Raw genomic sequence first — 15,405 nt, 5'->3', positions numbered from 1 at the left:
GCAGGCTGGGGCACGCAAGGGGGCGTCCTCTTCGGAGGGCGGACAGGAGGAACACGCACAGATGCACATGACGGATGCCGATGCCGCCGCCGCGAACGCGGCAACCGCCGCCGCTGATCCGCGGCTCAATTGGGGCCCTGCGGACGACGATCCGCCGCCGCCCGTGCTGCGGCACCGACGTGACGGGATCCTGCCTGCGGTGGCCGCCGCTCTCTCCGTCCGCGACGAGATACTGACCTGCACGGGCAGCAAGGCCGAGCAGCCGCCGCCGCTTCATCCGCTGGTCCAGGACGTCCTCGACACTCTCCCCGCCGCCCAGCGCGAGCGGTTCGCCGGACGGTGCCCGGAGCCGGTACTCCTGTCCCGCTTCCTCACCGCCGCCGACGCCGGGCGCAGCAAGCGCGCTTCGCGCCGGCCCCTCACCAGGAACGAGGCCCGCAAGGCCCTGAAAGGCGCGAAACTCACGGCCCGCCGGATCCGCGAGGACGGCGACCCCACGCACGGCTCCTACGCGCCCCCGTGCCGTTCATGCGCGCCCCTACTGGCGCACTTCGGCGTACGGGCGGTTGACCCGGGGGCGGACGGCGCGTGAAGCACAGCACGGAGACTCGCTTCCCCGCGGGCGTAAGCGATGCCCTGCGGTCCGCCGGCTGGCAGCCCGGCCGCTGGGACATACGGCAGGCCGAGCTCTGGGCCGACACGCTACGCGCGTACGCCTCCCCCGCCGGGCACCAGCACACCGTCTTCCCCGCCGCCGTCGAGGCCTGGGCCGAATTCGGCGGCCTCACCCTCCCGGCCGCCACCGGGCCCCTTCGCGGGGCCGTCGCCCCGACCCCCGCGCTGATCGACCCCATGCGTGGGCTGTACCTCGCCCGTACCCTCGGCGACCTCAGCCGCGCCCTCGAAACCGAGGTGTGCCCCCTCGGTGAGGAGCTCAGCGGCCAGGCGCACCTCGCCATCGACGCGCAGGGGCGCGTCTACGCCATCGATCACACCGGGGACTATTACCTCGGGCCCACGATCGACCGGGCGCTCACCACCCTCCTCACCGGCAGCCCCCCGGTCCGGCTCGCCCTCTAGGCCCGCGTCGGGGCGCCTGCGACGGGCCTCCCCACCGCGCCCCTCCCCGGCTGCGTCCGACATGCGGCTGGCGCCGCGTGGGGGGCTCCGCCCCCAGACCCGTCCCCTACGCCCTGGCGGGCGTGGGAGGCCTCGCCTACGCGCTCCTCATCAACCGCGTCGACCGCATGGCCCTCGCCGGGCCGGCCGAGGCGACGCCGGGTCCCCCCGGTGCGGGGCTGTCCTGACACCGGACGGGCTGGGTTTGCCTTGCTGGGCCAGCGCAGTTCCGCCCCCTCTGCCGGGGCTGCCGGTTCCTCCCCCAGCTACCTCCCCCGGCCTTCGGCCGGGAGGTGCCCCCAGGAGGTGCCCCCACAAACGCCGGACGGGCTGGGTTGTCGTGCGTGCCGCCACGCGATATCCGTTGTGGGGGTCGGGGCCGCTGTGGGGTGATCTCCTCGGGGCTCGCACGTGCGGGTCCGCAGTGAAGGCGCCCGGGGTGCATGTGCTCGTCCCCTGCGGGGACACCCCGGCGCGTCCCCTCCCGGCCGGATGGGCGCGTGACGGTCTCGCCGTGGTGGGAGACCGTGAAACCAACGCACCGCGTGCCGGGCAAGGACGTGTCTGGGCCGCAAGGGAGACGCACCGCAAGGCGCTGTGGCGGCCGGAGGGGGCGGTGCAGGGGTGTCCCCGCAGACTGTGTCGCCCAAGTGCCGGTGGCGATGGCGCAAAGAACGCCGGGTCCTGGCACACAGTCGTGGGGGCACCTCCCGGCCGAAGGCTGGGGGAGAGTCACCCCGGAGGCGACCCCGACCCGACCACCGGACAAAGCGCACCCCACCCCCGGCGCAGGGCGCCAAAACCCAGCCCGTCCGGCGTGCGGCCGAAGGTTGGGGGAGAGAGTCACCCCGGAGGCGCCACCGACCCAACCACCGAACAAAGCGCACCCCGCGCAACGGCGCAGGGCGCCAAATTCAGCCCGCCAAGGCCGGAAGCATCGCGGACACGCGGAAACCGCCCTCGGCCGTGGGGCCGGAGGCGAAACCGCCGCCCAGCGCGGTGACGCGCTCACGCATGCCGAGCAGGCCGTTGCCGCCGCTGGGCAACCGTACGTCGGAGCCGCCCGCCGGAGGGCCGTTGCGGACGAGGACGGCCACTTCCGTGTCGCGGTAGGCGAGGATCACCTGCGCAGCGGCACCGGACGCGTGCTTGTGCACATTCGTGAGGGCTTCCTGGACGACCCGGTAGACCACCGTCTCCACCCGGGCCGCCAGGGAACGTTCCGCGCCCTGCACGACCAGCTCCACGCACATACCGGCCGCGCGGGACTCCTCGACCAGGCCGTCGAGCTGCGCCAGACACGGCCCGTCGTCGTCGGGATCCGGCTGGCTGCTGACGGGCAGGGCCAGGACCGTGACCGGGCTCCCAGTCAGGTCCGGGGAGGCGTCCCGAGCCACGGCAGAGCCAGATGCGGGAGAAGTGGAATCCGTCCGAAGGACACCCAACATCTCGCGCAGTTCGTTCAGCGCCTGGCGCCCCATATCCCCCAGCAGCTCCGCACTCGCGGACGCCTTGCGGGGGTCCTTCAGTGCCACCGCCTGCAAAGCCGCCGCATGCACCACCATGAGGCTCACCCGGTGGGCCACCACATCGTGCATCTCCCGGGCGATCCGCGTGCGCTCGTCCAGCCGGGCGCGCTCGGCCCGCTCCGACGCCTTCTCCGCCAGGAGCGTCAGCTCCCGCTCCAGCCCGTCCGCCCGCTCCCGCAAGCTCTCCACCAGCCGCCGCCGCGCCCCCACGTACAGGCCCAGCAGCACCGGCGGCGCGGTCATCCCCACCGCCGACAGCACCGCCGTCAGCGCCACGGCGGCGAACGGCGCACCGTAACCGCCGCCGTGCAGCCCAAGGACAGTGACGATCAGCGTGCCGACCACCGACATGCCTGCCAGCACGCCCGTGATACGACGCGGCACCTCCGAGGCGGCAAGCGTGTAAAGCCCGACCAGGCTCAGCACAATCCCCATCTGCGCCGGCGTCACCGCGATGGACAACAGCACCACGGCAACCGGCCAGCGCCGGCGTAACACCAGCGCCGCCCCCACCAGCAGCCCGAAAACGCTCGCCAGCACCGGCGAAATATCCGCCCGCTGCGCGAACGCGACCCCCTCCACCAGACACTCCACCGCCGATACGGCTGCCAACACCGCATCCAGCACCAGGCTGCGCCGCCTCGGCCACCAGTAGGCGCCCCCGGCAGCGGGCACAGCGGCCGCGGCGGGTACGTACTCCCCCGTCGTACTCATGTCCCCCAGCGTAGGCGTCCCCCTATGGCCTCAGGCGCCGGGCGGCAGCAAAAGAGTCCGCCTGACGGGCGCACCAGGTGTCCGGAAGACCATCGACCTATCCTGGTGCCGTCGGACAGCGCGGTCCGCACTCCGCCCAAAGCCGCACATCAAGCAGCCGCCACCCCACATTGCCACCCCACACTGCAATAGGAGCCGCACCTGTGAGCAGCGCCGACAACACCCCCGAGAGCGCACCCCTGCGCGCGGACATCCGCCGCCTGGGCGATCTGCTCGGCGGAACGCTCGTACGGCAGGAGGGCCAGGAACTCCTTGACCTCGTCGAAAAGGTCCGGGCCCTGACCCGTACCGACGGCGAAGCCGCCGCCGCACTGCTCGGCGACACCGACCTGCAGACCGCAGCCAAGCTGGTGCGCGCCTTCTCCACCTACTTCCACCTGGCCAATGTCACCGAACAGGTACACCGCGGCCGTGAGTTGCGCGCCCGCCGCGCCGCCGACGGCAGCCTCCTCGCCCGGACCGCCGACCGGCTCAAGGACGCCGACCCCCAGCACCTGCGCGAGACCGTCGAGCACCTCAACGTCAGGCCGGTCTTCACCGCCCACCCCACCGAAGCCGCCCGCCGCAGCGTCCTGACCAAGCTGCGCCGCGTCGCCGAACTCCTCGACACCCCCGCCGATCACGCCGCCGGCGCCGACAGCGGTGACCGCCGCCGCGCCGACCTGCGGCTGGCCGAGAACATCGACCTGCTCTGGCAGACCGACGAGCTCCGGGTCGTCCGGCCCGAGCCCGCCGACGAGGCCCGCAACGCCATTTACTACCTGGACGAGCTGCACGCCGGCGCGGTCGGCGACGTACTCGAGGACCTCGCGGCCGAGCTGGAGCGCGTGGGCGTGCCACTGCCGCCCGAGACGCGCCCGCTGACCTTCGGCACCTGGATCGGCGGCGACCGTGACGGCAACCCGAATGTGACCCCCGAGGTCACCTGGGATGTGCTGATCCTCCAGCACGAGCACGGCATCAATGACGCGCTCGCCCTGATCGACGGCCTGCGCGCCGCGCTGTCCAGCTCCATCCGCAACTCCGGCGCCAGCGAAGAACTCCTCGCCTCCCTCGACAGCGACCTGGCCCTCCTCCCCCAAATCAGCCCCCGCTACAAGCGCCTCAACGCCGAAGAGCCCTACCGCCTCAAGGCCACCTGCATCCGCCAGAAACTCGTCAACACCCGCGAGCGGCTTGCCAAGGGCACCCCCCACGAGCCCGGCCGCGACTACCTGGGCACCGCCGCGCTCCTCGCCGACCTGCGCCTGCTGCAGGACTCGCTGCGCGCCAACCGCGGCGAGCTCATCGCCGACGGTCGCCTGGACCGCACGATCCGCACCCTGGCCGCCTTCGGCCTGCAGCTCGCCACCATGGACCTACGCGAGCACGCCGATGCCCATCACCACGCCCTCGGCCAGCTCTTCGACCGCCTCGGCGAGGAATCCTGGCGGTACGCCGACATGCCGCGCGACTACCGCCGCAAGCTCCTCGCCAAGGAGTTGCGCTCGCGCCGCCCCCTCGCCGGCACCCCCGCGCCGCTGGACGCCGAAGGCGCCAAGACCCTCGGCGTCTTCCACACCATCCGCGAGGCCTTCGAACGCTTCGGACCGGGGGTCGTGGAGTCGTACATCATCTCGATGTGCCTCGGCTCCGACGATGTGTTCGCCGCCGCCGTCCTGGCCCGCGAGGCCGGGCTCATCGACCTCCACGCCGGAGTCGCCAAGATCGGCATCGTGCCGCTGCTGGAGACCACGGACGAGCTGAAGGTCGCCGACAAGCTCCTGGAGGAAATGCTGTCGGACCCGTCCTACCGGCGCCTGGTCTCACTGCGCGGCGATGTCCAGGAAGTCATGCTCGGCTACTCGGACTCCTCGAAGTTCGGCGGCATCACCACCTCCCAGTGGGAGATCCACCGCGCCCAGCGCCGCCTCCGCGACGTCGCCCACCGCCACGGCGTACGGCTGCGGCTCTTCCACGGCCGCGGCGGCACCGTCGGCCGCGGCGGCGGCCCCTCCCACGACGCGATCCTCGCCCAGCCCTGGGGCACCCTCGAAGGCGAGATCAAGGTCACCGAACAGGGCGAGGTCATCTCCGACAAGTACCTCATCCCGTCCCTGGCCCGGGAAAACCTGGAACTCACCGTCGCCGCCACCCTCCAGGCCTCGGCGCTGCACACCGCCCCCCGGCAGTCCGACGAGGACCTGTCCCGCTGGGACGCGGCCATGGACACCGTCTCCGACGCGGCGCACAACACGTACCGGCTCCTGGTCGAAGACCCCGACCTCCCCGCGTACTTCTTCGCCTCCACCCCGGTGGACCAGCTCGCCGAACTCCACCTCGGCTCCCGCCCCTCCCGCCGTCCCGACAGCGGCGCCGGACTGGACGGCCTGCGCGCCATCCCCTGGGTCTTCGGCTGGACCCAGTCCCGGCAGATCGTCCCCGGCTGGTTCGGCGTCGGCTCCGGCCTCAAGGCCGCCCGCGAGGCCGGCCTCGCCGATGTGATCGCCGAAGCCCACGAACAGTGGCACTTCTTCCGCAACTTCCTGTCCAACGTAGAGATGACTCTCGCCAAGACCGACCTGAGGATCGCCCAGCACTACGTCGACACCCTGGTCCCCGACCACCTCAAGCGGATCTTCGACATCATCAGGGCCGAACACGCCCTCACCGTCGAGGAAGTCCTCCGCATCACCGGCGAAGATGCGCTGCTCGACGCCAGCCCCGTCCTCTCCCAGACCTTCCACATCCGCGACCAGTACCTCGACCCGATCTCCTACCTCCAGGTCAGCCTCCTCCACCGGCAGCGGGAAGCCGCCGCACGGGGCGAGGAACCGGATCCCCTGCTGGCCCGCGCCCTGCTTCTCACCGTGAACGGTGTGGCGGCAGGCCTGCGCAACACCGGCTGACACTCCTGGGAACCCGTGGACGGGCCCACCCCGGGCCCGTCCACGCCCCCGTCGGCACGCCGGCGCTGCCTGCTGGGCGCCGGGGGAGGAAGCGGTGCGGGAGCCGAGGGCGCACCGACGGCGCAGGATCACCAGAACCGGGCACTGCGGCCTACCGGAAAACGCTCGGCGTCAGTTGTTGTACGTGGACTGCGCCCGCTCCAGCCCCTCCACGATCAGCGCCTCCACCGCATCGGCCGACCGGTCCACAAACCAGTCCAGCTCCTTGCGTTCCGACGCCGAGAAGTCCTTCAGCACGAACGCCGCCACATCCATCCGCCCCGGCGGCCGCCCGATCCCGCACCGCACCCGCAGATAATCCGGCCCCAGCGACTTCGTGATGGACTTCAAGCCGTTGTGCCCGTTGTCACCACCGCCGCGCTTCAACCGCAGCGTCGGATAGTCGATGTCCAGCTCATCATGTACGGCAATGATGTTGCCGACCGGCACCTTGAAGAAGTCGCGCAACGCCGTCACCGGCCCCCCCGACAGGTTCATGTAGGTCATCGGCTTGGCCAGCACCACCCGCCGGCCACTGATCCGCCCCTCGACCACCTGGGCCCGGCTCTTGTGGGTCTTGAAACGCCCGCCGATGCGCTCAGCGAGCAGATCGGCCACCATGAAGCCGATGTTGTGCCGGTTCCCGGCGTACTCGGGCCCAGGATTGCCCAACCCCGCCACCAGCCAGGGCCCGTCGGGGGCGGATTCCGTGGGCTGCGCGGGCTGCGCTGCGCTCATGCTCATACGGTCCATTCAACAGGAACCGCCGTCCCGCTCCGGAGAGCGGGACGGCGGTCGGACGGGACGGGGAGGCCCGATCAGGCCTCGGCGGCCTCAGTGCCCTCGGCACCCTCGCCCGCCTCGGCGACCTCGGCCTGCGCGGAGAGGACCTGGAGGACAACCGCGTCCTCCTCGATCGCCAGGGTCGTGCCCTGGGGCAGCGGGATGTCCCTCGCCAGGATCTGCGCGCCGGCCTCCAGGCCCTCGACGGAGACCGTGACGGACTCGGGGATGTGCGTGGCCTCGGTCTCGACCGGCAGCGCGTTCAGCACGTGCTCCAGCAGGTTGCCGCCGGGGGCCAGCTCGCCCTCGGTGAGCACCTGGACCTCGACGGTGACCTTCTCGCCGCGGACGACGGTGAGCAGGTCGGCGTGCTTGATGAAGCCCTTGAGCACGTGACGCTGCACGTCCTTGGGGATGACCAGCTCGGTCGTGCCCTCGACATCCAGGCTGATCAGCACGTTCTTGGTGCGGAGCGCGAGCAGCAGCTCGTGGCCCGGCAGGGTCACGTGCTTCGTCTCGGCACCGTGACCGTAGATGACGGCGGGGACCAGGCCCGCCCGGCGGGCGCGGCGGGCGGCGCCCTTGCCGAACTCGGTACGGATGGATGCGGCGATCTTGATCTCGGCCATGGGGCTCACTCCTCGTAGGACGACTGGTGCAGTCACGGTCGCCCGGCCCACGACGGGCCGTTCCACTTACGAGGAGCGCGTCGATAACGGAGGACGGAAAAGCCTCCCTCGCCGAGCAACTCCATGAGCTTACCCGGTGGGGAGGCCTCCCCAGAAATCGATCAGTCTCAGTCCTCGAAGAGGCTCGTGACCGAACCGTCCTCGAACACCTCACGCACCGCGTTCGCGAGCGTCGGCGCGATCGACAGCACCGTGATCTTGTCCAGCGCCAGCTCACCCGGCGTCGGCAGCGTGTCCGTGAACACGAACTCGCTCACCCTCGAGTTCTTCAGCCGGTCCGCCGCCGGACCGGACAGCACACCATGGGTCGCCGTGACTATGACGTCCTCGGCTCCATTCGCGAACAGCGCGTCCGCCGCGGCGCAGATCGTGCCACCCGTGTCGATCATGTCGTCCACCAGCACACACACCCGGCCCTCGACATCACCCACGACCTCATGGACCGTGACCTGGTTCGCGACGTCCTTGTCCCGGCGCTTGTGCACGATCGCCAGCGGCGCACCCAGCCGGTCACACCAGCGGTCCGCCACCCGGACCCGGCCGGCATCCGGCGAGACGACGGTCAGCTTGCTGCGGTCCACCTTCGCGCCCACGTAGTCCGCGAGGATCGGCAGCGCGAACAGATGATCCACCGGACCGTCGAAGAAGCCCTGGATCTGGTCCGTGTGAAGGTCGACCGTGAGGATACGGTCCGCACCGGCCGTCTTCAGCATGTCCGCTATCAGCCGGGCCGAGATCGGCTCGCGGCCACGGTGCTTCTTGTCCTGGCGCGCATAGCCGTAGAACGGCACGACCACCGTGATGCGCTTCGCGGACGCCCGCTTCAGAGCGTCGATCATGATCAACTGCTCCATGATCCACTTATTGATCGGAGCCGTGTGGCTCTGGATCACAAAAGCGTCGGAGCCACGAGCGGACTCCTCGAACCGGACATAGATCTCACCGTTCGCGAAGTCGAACGCCTTCGTCGGGACCAGCTTCACGCCCAGCTGACGTGCCACCTCCTCCGCGAGCTCGGGGTATGCGCGGCCGGAGAAGAGCATCAACTTCTTCTCACCGGTCGTCTTGAACCCGGTCACGGCACCGTCTCCTCGATGTTCGACGCAGCTTCGCCCAGATGACGACGAGCTGGCGGAATTGTGTGCACCTCACACGGTACGCGCTGTTCAAACCCTCCGCGCACGTGGGGACCACACCTGAAGCTCCCTTTACCGGCCCTGTTCCGCGCCCGCCGCCCGCTCCGCCGCCTGCGCCGCCGCACTCCCGGGACGCTTCCGGGCCACCCAGCCCTCGATGTTGCGCTGTTGGCCACGGGCCACGGCCAACGCCCCCGCAGGCACATCCTTCGTGATCACCGAACCCGCCGCGGTGTACGCACCGTCCCCGACTGTGACAGGCGCCACGAACATATTGTCCGAGCCCGTCTTGCAGTAGCTCCCGACCGTCGTGTGGTGCTTCGTCTCACCGTCGTAGTTCACGAAGACGCTCGCCGCGCCGATATTCGTGTACTCCCCGATCGTCGCGTCCCCGACGTACGACAGATGCGGCACCTTCGTACCCTCGCCGATCGTCGAGTTCTTCACCTCGACGTACGTACCCGCCTTCGACTTCGGCCCGAGCTTCGCACCAGGGCGCAGATACGCGTACGGGCCCACGCTCGCCGCCTCGCCGATCTCCGCGCTGTCCGCCACCGTGTTGGACACCCGCGCCCCCGCACCGACCACGGTGTCCGTCAGGGTGCAGTTGGGGCCCACCTCGGCGCCCGCGGCGAGCGTCGTCGCCCCGTACAGCTGGGTGTTCGGCAGCACGACCGAGTCCGGCTCGAACTCCACCGTCACGTCGACCCAGGTGGACGCCGGGTCGATGATCGTCGCGCCGGCGAGCATCGCCCGCTCCAGCAGCCGGTCGTTGAGGATCCGGCGCGCCTCCGCGAGCTGTACGCGGTTGTTGATGCCCGCGATCTCGCGGTGGTCGGCGGCGATGGCGGCGCCCACTCGGTGGCCCGTCTCGCGGAGGATGGCGAGGGTGTCGGTGAGGTACTCCTCGCCCTGGGCATTGTCGGTCGTGACCTTGCCGAGGGCGTCGTTGAGCAGCTTCGCGTCGAACGCGAACACCCCGGAGTTGATCTCCGCGATCACCCGCTGCTCGTCGGTCGCGTCCTTCTGCTCGACGATCGCGAGGACCGTGCCGTCGCTCGTGTCCCGCACGATCCGCCCGTAGCCGGTCGGGTCCGGCACCGCTGCCGACAGTACGGTGACGGCGTTCCCGTCCGCCTGGTGCGTCGCGACCAGGTCGCACAGGGTGTCCGCGGTCAGCAGCGGGGTGTCACCGCAGGTGATCACAACGGTCCCGTCCAGGGCGACGCCCTGGGCCGCCAGCTCCTCCAGACCCATCCGGACCGCGTGACCGGTGCCGTTCTGCTGGTGCTGCACTGCGGTACGGGCATCCGGGTCGATCCCGGCGATGTGGGCGGCGACTTGTTCGCGCGCGTGGCCGACCACGATCACGAGGTGCTCGGGGTCCAGCCCGCGGGCCGCGGCGACGGCGTGGCCGACGAGGCTCCGGCCACTGAGCGTGTGCAGGACCTTCGGGGTGGCCGACTTCATGCGGGTGCCCTCACCCGCGGCGAGGACAACAACGGCAGCCGGGCGATGGGGGCTCACGGGAGGGGCTCCTCGGCTTGGGGGATGGACACCCGCAGGATACCGGCGTGTATTGATCCAGAAATGGGAACGGCCCCGACCTGAAAGTCGGGGCCAACGCGTTACGCTCCGCTGCCAGGACTCGAACCCGGACAAGAGGCACCAAAAGCCCCTGTGCTGCCAATTACACCACAGCGGACAGCAAACAACTCACATCGGACCTCGAACTGAGCCGAGCTCCGATTGAGCTGCCACTACTATGCCGCACCACCAGCCCTCGATGCGACGATATAGGTCCGCACTCCGGTTGACGACCACCCTCAGGCAGCCGCGACAGCCGTCACCCACGTTTCTCCGCGTCGCGGCCCAGAGCTGCTCGGCCTCCGCGTCCATACGCGCAGCTTCACGCGTAGAACGGGCCCCCACCTGGTGGTTTGGCCCACGATCACCGGCACGAGCGAAGACGGACGCGCAGCCTGGCCAAAACCTGGGTATTAGTACAAGAGAGCAGTAACGAGCCGTACGGTCGGCCGACATTTGCACCCCGCCCTGCGGCAACTGAGGACTGCCACACTTACCCCGCCGTAGGTTACGGTTGCGTAGCACGGTCAAGCCATGGCAAACCCCCACACAACACCCTGGCGAGGGACCCCCATGACCACACAGTCAGACGTGATCACCGAGTCCCGGGAACCCGGGCGCGAGGAACAAGAGCAGCTGCCGCTGGCGACACTCAGCGGCGACAAGAAGGGGTCGATCGAGCAGATCACGCTCGGCCTGTTCATCAGCGTCCCGTTCATCGCGCTTCTCTGCGCGGTCCCGCTGGCCTGGGGGTGGGGGCTGAGCTGGCTGGATCTGGGCCTGATGGTGGGGATGTACTTCCTGGGCTGCCACGGGGTGACGATCGGCTACCACCGCTATTTCACGCACGGCAGTTTCAAGGCGAACCGCCCGTTGCGCGTCGCGCTGGCGGTCGCCGGCTCGATGGCGGTCGAGGGGCCGGTGGTGCGCTGGGTGGCGGACCACCGTAAGCACCACAAGTTCTCGGACGCGGAGGGTGACCCGCACAGCCCGTGGCGGTACGGGGAGACGCTGCCGGCCCTGATGAAGGGGCTGTGGTGGGCGCACATGGGGTGGATGTTCGACGAGGAGCGCACGCCGCAGCAGAAGTACGCGCCGGATCTGATCAGGGACCCGGCGATCCGCCGGATCTCGCGGGACTTCTGGCTGTGGACGCTGGTCTCGCTGGCGCTGCCGCCGCTGGTGGGCGGGCTGGTCACCATGAGCTGGACGGGCGCGCTGAGCGCGTTCTTCTGGGGCTCGCTGGTGCGGGTGGCGCTGCTGCATCACGTGACGTGGTCGATCAACTCGATCTGTCACGCGGTGGGGAAGCGGCCGTTCAAGTCGCGGGACCGCTCGGGCAATGTGTGGTGGCTCGCGGTGCTGTCCTGCGGGGAGTCGTGGCACAACCTGCACCACGCGGACCCGACGTCGGCTCGGCACGGGGTGCTGCGGGGGCAGATCGACTCGAGCGCGCGCATCATCCGCTGGTGCGAGCTGCTGGGGTGGGCGACGGACGTACGGTGGCCGACCGCCGACCGTATCTCTGCCCGGCGTAAAGAAAGCGTCAGTGAAGCGGCATGATTAACGCGTGAGCGACGGCAGCAGTACGAGCGGTGAGGACGGTACGGCCTCCCCCTCCCGGCGGGCGCGGCGCGTGCGGATGACGGGCAAGGAGCGGCGGGAGCAGCTTCTCGACATCGGCCGCACGCTGTTCGCGGAGCGCGGTTTCGAGGGAACGTCGGTGGAGGAGATCGCGCACAAGGCGGGGGTCTCGAAGCCGGTGGTGTATGAGCATTTCGGTGGTAAGGAGGGGCTGTACGCAGTTGTGGTGGACCGCGAGATGCGGCGGTTGCTGGATATGGTGACCAGCGCGCTGACGGGCGGGCATCCGCGGGAGCTGTTGGAGCAGGCCGCGTTCGCACTGCTGGACTACATCGAGCAGTACACGAACGGGTTTCGGATCTTGGTGCGGGATTCGCCGGTGGCGCAGTCGACGGGGACGTTCGCTTCGTTGATCAGCGATATCGCGACGCAGGTGGAGGACATCCTGGGGATGGAGTTCAAGCGGCGTGGTTTTGATCCGAAGCTGGCGCCCATGTACGCGCAGGCGTTGGTGGGGATGGTCGCCTTGACGGGGCAGTGGTGGCTGGAGACGCAAAAGCCGGAGAAGGCGGAGGTGGCGGCGCATCTGGTGAACCTGTCGTGGAACGGGCTTTCCGGGTTGGAGCCCAGGCCACGTCTGGTGGGGCGCCGCAAGAACTGAGGTTCTGTTGTGCCGGTTGTTCGAAGTGCCCCCGGGCCCTGGTCCGGGGGCACTGTGCTGTGTTCAGGGCCGCATCGCGACGGGTTGCAGGAATTCCAGGCGGTTGCCGACGGGGTCTTCGGAGAAGAACCGTTCGTGGCCGGGGAGGTCGTAGTCCCAGACGACTTTGGCGCCGCGCTCGGTGAGGCGCTTGGCGAAGGGGTGGACGTTGTCGACGCGGATGCCGGGGTGGGCCTTTTTAGCGGGGCGGAAGTCGTCATCGATGCCGATGTGGAGTTGTGCGGCGCCGGAGGCGAACCAGCAGCCGCCGCGGGCGGCGAGGACTGGGGGCTTGCGGAGTTCGGTCATGCCGAGGATTTCGACGTAGTAGGAGCGGAGGAGGGGTTCGCTGCCGGGTGGGGCGGCGAGCTGGATGTGCTCCAGGGCGGCGATCATGCGGGGGATTGGGCCTTTCGGGCGATGACGAAGAGGCGGCGGAAGGGGAAGACGGTGCCGTGGGGGGTCGGGGGGTAGGCCTTGCGAAGGAGGTCACGGTATTGGGTGAGGAATTCGTCCCTCGCGGCGGGGTCGTCGGCGAGGGCGGTGAGGGCGGGGCGGAGGGCGGTGCCTTTGGTCCATTCGAGGACGGGGTCGTCGCCGTGGAGGAGCTGCATGTAGGTGGTTTCCCAGGCGTCGACGTGGAGGCCAAGGCCGGTGAGGCGTTCGAGGTAGGCCTCGGGTTCGAGGACCGATGCGGGACGGCTTGCGGGGTCGGCGAGGCGGTCGCGCCATTGGGGGGCGTCGCAGAGGTCGCGGAGGAGGGTGTGGCTGGGGGCGGTGAAGTTGCCGGGGACCTGGAAGGCGAGGGTGCCGCCGGGGGTGAGGTGGTCGGTCCAGTCGGGGAAGCGGTCGGCGTGGCCCGGGACCCAGTGAAGGGCGGCGTTGGAGACGATGAGGTCGTAGGAGTGGTGGGGGTGCCAATGGGCGGCGTCGGCGTGCTGGAAATCGAGGGTGCCGCCGCCCGGGGTCGAACCTGCGTAGGCCTGGGCGGAGTCGAGCATTTCCCGGGAGTTGTCGTAGCCGGTGATGTGGGCGTCGGGCCAGCGGTGGGTGAGGAGGAGGGTGACGTTTCCGGGGCCGCAGCCGATGTCGGCGATGCGTGGGGGTGTGGTGGGGAGTTCGGGGATGCGGGCGATCAGGTCGAGGAAGGGGCGGGTGCGGTGGGTGGCGTGACGGAGGTACTGGTCGGGGTCCCAGGTGGGTTTCTGTGTTGCCATGGTCGACACCGTCCCTCATCTAATATCTTGATGTCAAGAGACTTCACGTCAAGAGACTTCATGTCGACAGAACCACTACACTGACCTCCATGGAGGACGAGGTCGACCGGCTGGTCGCTGCGTGGCGCCGAGAGCGCCCCGACCTCGACGTTGAGCCACTTGAGGTACTGAGCCGGGTCAGCAGACTCGCGCGGCATCTGGACCGGGCGCGGCGCCTGGCGTTCTCCGAGCACAGCCTGGAGCCATGGGAGTTCGACGTCCTCACCTCACTACGCCGTGCGGGTGACCCCTACCAGCTCTCACCGGGGCAACTGCTGACCCAGACACTGGTCACCTCCGGCACCATGACCAACCGAATCGACCGCCTGGCAAAAAAGAGCCTGGTCGAGCGGCTTCCCGACCCCTCGGACCGGCGTGGGGTGCTGGTTCGACTGACCGGCGAGGGGCGGAACCGGGCCGACCAGGCACTGGCGGGGCTCCTGAAACAGGAGCGGGCGCTCCTGGGTGAGCTCTCGACGCAGCAGCGCGACGAACTGGCGGGGCTGCTACGGCGGTTGACGGCGCCGTTCGACAATGTGCCGGACTGACTGCGGCGGTTACAGAGAGCTACATGTTGCGCACGGAGAGGTGCGTACTTAGCGTGGGCAATGCGAACGCCGCATAAAGGCCCAAAGGGTCCTATTACCGCGGCTGCCGACATGGAAGCACCGACCGCCATTACAGGCGGCCGGGTCCCGTCGGCTTCCAATCCCCGGACCCTCGCAGGGTCCCGCTCCACTTGGAGATGCAGATGACTCTGCAGTCCCGTTACAACAGGGCCGCCGTCGCGACGGCGACCAGCATCCTGGCCACATCTCTCGCCCTCGCGGGCACGGCGGGTACCGCCCTTGCCGATAACCGCAGCAACGACATCAAGCAGTCCGCCTCCGGCCGGCTCGGAGCAACCGAGGACCTCTCGCCGAGCGAGCTCGCCACACTGCCGGATCTCAGTGCCAAGTTCAGTGGCCCCAGCAGTGACGACAACGGTGACGACAACGGTGGCGACAACGGCGATCCCAGCGACGAGGGTGATCCCGGCGACAATGGTGATCACGGCAACGAGAACCTTGATCACGGCCGCGATAACGGTGATCACGACGATAACGGTGGCGACCACGGCGGCCACAAGGGCAACCACAAGGGCAACCACGGCAGAGACAACTGCTACCACTATGGTGGCGGCCACGGCGGCGGTGGCGGTGGCCACGGTGGCGGCGGCGGCGGCGGTGGCGGCGGCGGCGGCGGTGGCCACAACGGCGGCGGCGGCGGCGGTGGCCACAACGGCGGCGGCGGCGGCGGTGGCCACAACGGCGGCGGCGGC

13 protein-coding genes, 1 tRNA gene and 1 pseudogene are annotated in these 15,405 nt (G+C 69.7%); 7 read left to right on the top strand and 8 right to left on the bottom strand.

Annotated elements, in window-relative coordinates; all coding sequences use genetic code 11:
- The first annotated feature begins 61 nt into the window (after positions 1-61).
- Complete coding sequence (locus FCI23_RS18940; protein WP_136725094.1) at positions 62-592, top strand: YwqJ-related putative deaminase; 531 nt, start codon at positions 62-64, stop codon at positions 590-592.
- Positions 589-1,080: an SUKH-3 domain-containing protein gene (locus FCI23_RS18935; RefSeq protein WP_136725093.1), complete on the top strand. Its 492-nt coding sequence runs from the start codon at positions 589-591 to the stop codon at positions 1,078-1,080. Before FCI23_RS18940 ends, FCI23_RS18935 begins: the two co-directional genes overlap by 4 nt.
- A 953-nt stretch (positions 1,081-2,033) precedes the next feature.
- Here the strand turns inward: FCI23_RS18935 and FCI23_RS18930 are convergent.
- Positions 2,034-3,362 (bottom strand): sensor histidine kinase, encoded by a 1,329-nt coding sequence (locus tag FCI23_RS18930; protein ID WP_136725092.1) that lies wholly within the window; start codon positions 3,360-3,362, stop codon positions 2,034-2,036.
- A 203-nt stretch (positions 3,363-3,565) separates the two neighbouring features.
- Here FCI23_RS18930 and ppc point away from each other — a divergent pair, with 203 nt between their 5' ends.
- Positions 3,566-6,310: a phosphoenolpyruvate carboxylase gene (gene ppc, locus FCI23_RS18925; protein WP_136725091.1), complete on the top strand. Its 2,745-nt coding sequence runs from the start codon at positions 3,566-3,568 to the stop codon at positions 6,308-6,310.
- A gap of 171 nt (positions 6,311-6,481) precedes the next feature.
- Here the strand turns inward: ppc and pth are convergent, their stop codons facing one another.
- The 5 genes from pth to FCI23_RS18900 all read right to left on the bottom strand — a co-directional run bounded on the left by pth (position 6,482) and on the right by FCI23_RS18900 (position 10,662).
- Positions 6,482-7,087, bottom strand: a complete 606-nt coding sequence (pth, locus tag FCI23_RS18920) for an aminoacyl-tRNA hydrolase (RefSeq protein ID WP_136725090.1) — start codon at positions 7,085-7,087, stop codon at positions 6,482-6,484.
- An 80-nt stretch (positions 7,088-7,167) separates the two neighbouring features.
- On the bottom strand, positions 7,168-7,761 hold the full coding sequence (locus FCI23_RS18915) for a 50S ribosomal protein L25/general stress protein Ctc (protein WP_136725089.1): 594 nt from the start codon (positions 7,759-7,761) through the stop codon (positions 7,168-7,170).
- A gap of 167 nt (positions 7,762-7,928) precedes the next feature.
- Positions 7,929-8,900 carry a ribose-phosphate diphosphokinase gene (locus tag FCI23_RS18910; RefSeq protein WP_136725088.1) on the bottom strand — a complete coding sequence of 324 codons (972 nt, stop codon included), beginning with the start codon at positions 8,898-8,900 and terminating at the stop codon, positions 7,929-7,931.
- Between the two features lie 129 nt (positions 8,901-9,029).
- Positions 9,030-10,484, bottom strand: a complete 1,455-nt coding sequence (gene glmU / locus FCI23_RS18905; protein ID WP_136725087.1) for a bifunctional UDP-N-acetylglucosamine diphosphorylase/glucosamine-1-phosphate N-acetyltransferase GlmU — start codon at positions 10,482-10,484, stop codon at positions 9,030-9,032.
- Positions 10,485-10,590: 106 nt separating this feature from the next.
- Positions 10,591-10,662: transfer RNA gene (locus tag FCI23_RS18900), tRNA-Gln, on the bottom strand.
- 455 nt (positions 10,663-11,117) lie between these two features.
- Between FCI23_RS18900 and FCI23_RS18890 the strand changes: the two genes are divergently transcribed.
- Together FCI23_RS18890 and FCI23_RS18885 are read left to right on the top strand one after the other, a co-directional pair.
- A complete protein-coding gene (locus FCI23_RS18890; protein ID WP_136725085.1) occupies positions 11,118-12,107 on the top strand; it encodes an acyl-CoA desaturase in 990 nt (329 codons plus the stop codon).
- A gap of 79 nt (positions 12,108-12,186) precedes the next feature.
- Positions 12,187-12,789, top strand: coding sequence for a TetR/AcrR family transcriptional regulator (locus tag FCI23_RS18885; RefSeq protein WP_136725191.1), 603 nt, complete (start codon positions 12,187-12,189; stop codon positions 12,787-12,789).
- A gap of 63 nt (positions 12,790-12,852) precedes the next feature.
- Here FCI23_RS18885 and FCI23_RS18880 read toward each other — a convergent pair whose 3' ends face one another.
- Positions 12,853-13,224: a VOC family protein gene (locus tag FCI23_RS18880; protein ID WP_136725084.1), complete on the bottom strand. Its 372-nt coding sequence runs from the start codon at positions 13,222-13,224 to the stop codon at positions 12,853-12,855.
- Entirely contained in the window at positions 13,221-14,045 is an 825-nt protein-coding gene (locus FCI23_RS18875; RefSeq protein ID WP_136725083.1) for a trans-aconitate 2-methyltransferase, read from the bottom strand. The genes FCI23_RS18880 and FCI23_RS18875 overlap by 4 nt, the downstream gene beginning before the upstream one ends.
- Positions 14,046-14,134: 89 nt before the next feature.
- On the opposite strand from FCI23_RS18875, the gene FCI23_RS18870 reads away from it, so the two are divergent.
- Together FCI23_RS18870 and FCI23_RS56475 are read left to right on the top strand one after the other, a co-directional pair.
- Entirely contained in the window at positions 14,135-14,632 is a 498-nt protein-coding gene (locus tag FCI23_RS18870; RefSeq protein ID WP_136725082.1) for a MarR family winged helix-turn-helix transcriptional regulator, read from the top strand.
- A gap of 203 nt (positions 14,633-14,835) precedes the next feature.
- Positions 14,836-15,405, top strand: a pseudogene (locus tag FCI23_RS56475) (hypothetical protein); the annotation flags it as partial.

The organism is Actinacidiphila oryziradicis, from assembly GCF_005047355.1.
Taxonomy (GTDB): domain Bacteria; phylum Actinomycetota; class Actinomycetes; order Streptomycetales; family Streptomycetaceae; genus Actinacidiphila; species Actinacidiphila oryziradicis.
Note: the sequence above shows the minus strand (reverse complement) of the source record. Positions and strands in the feature narration are given on the sequence as shown.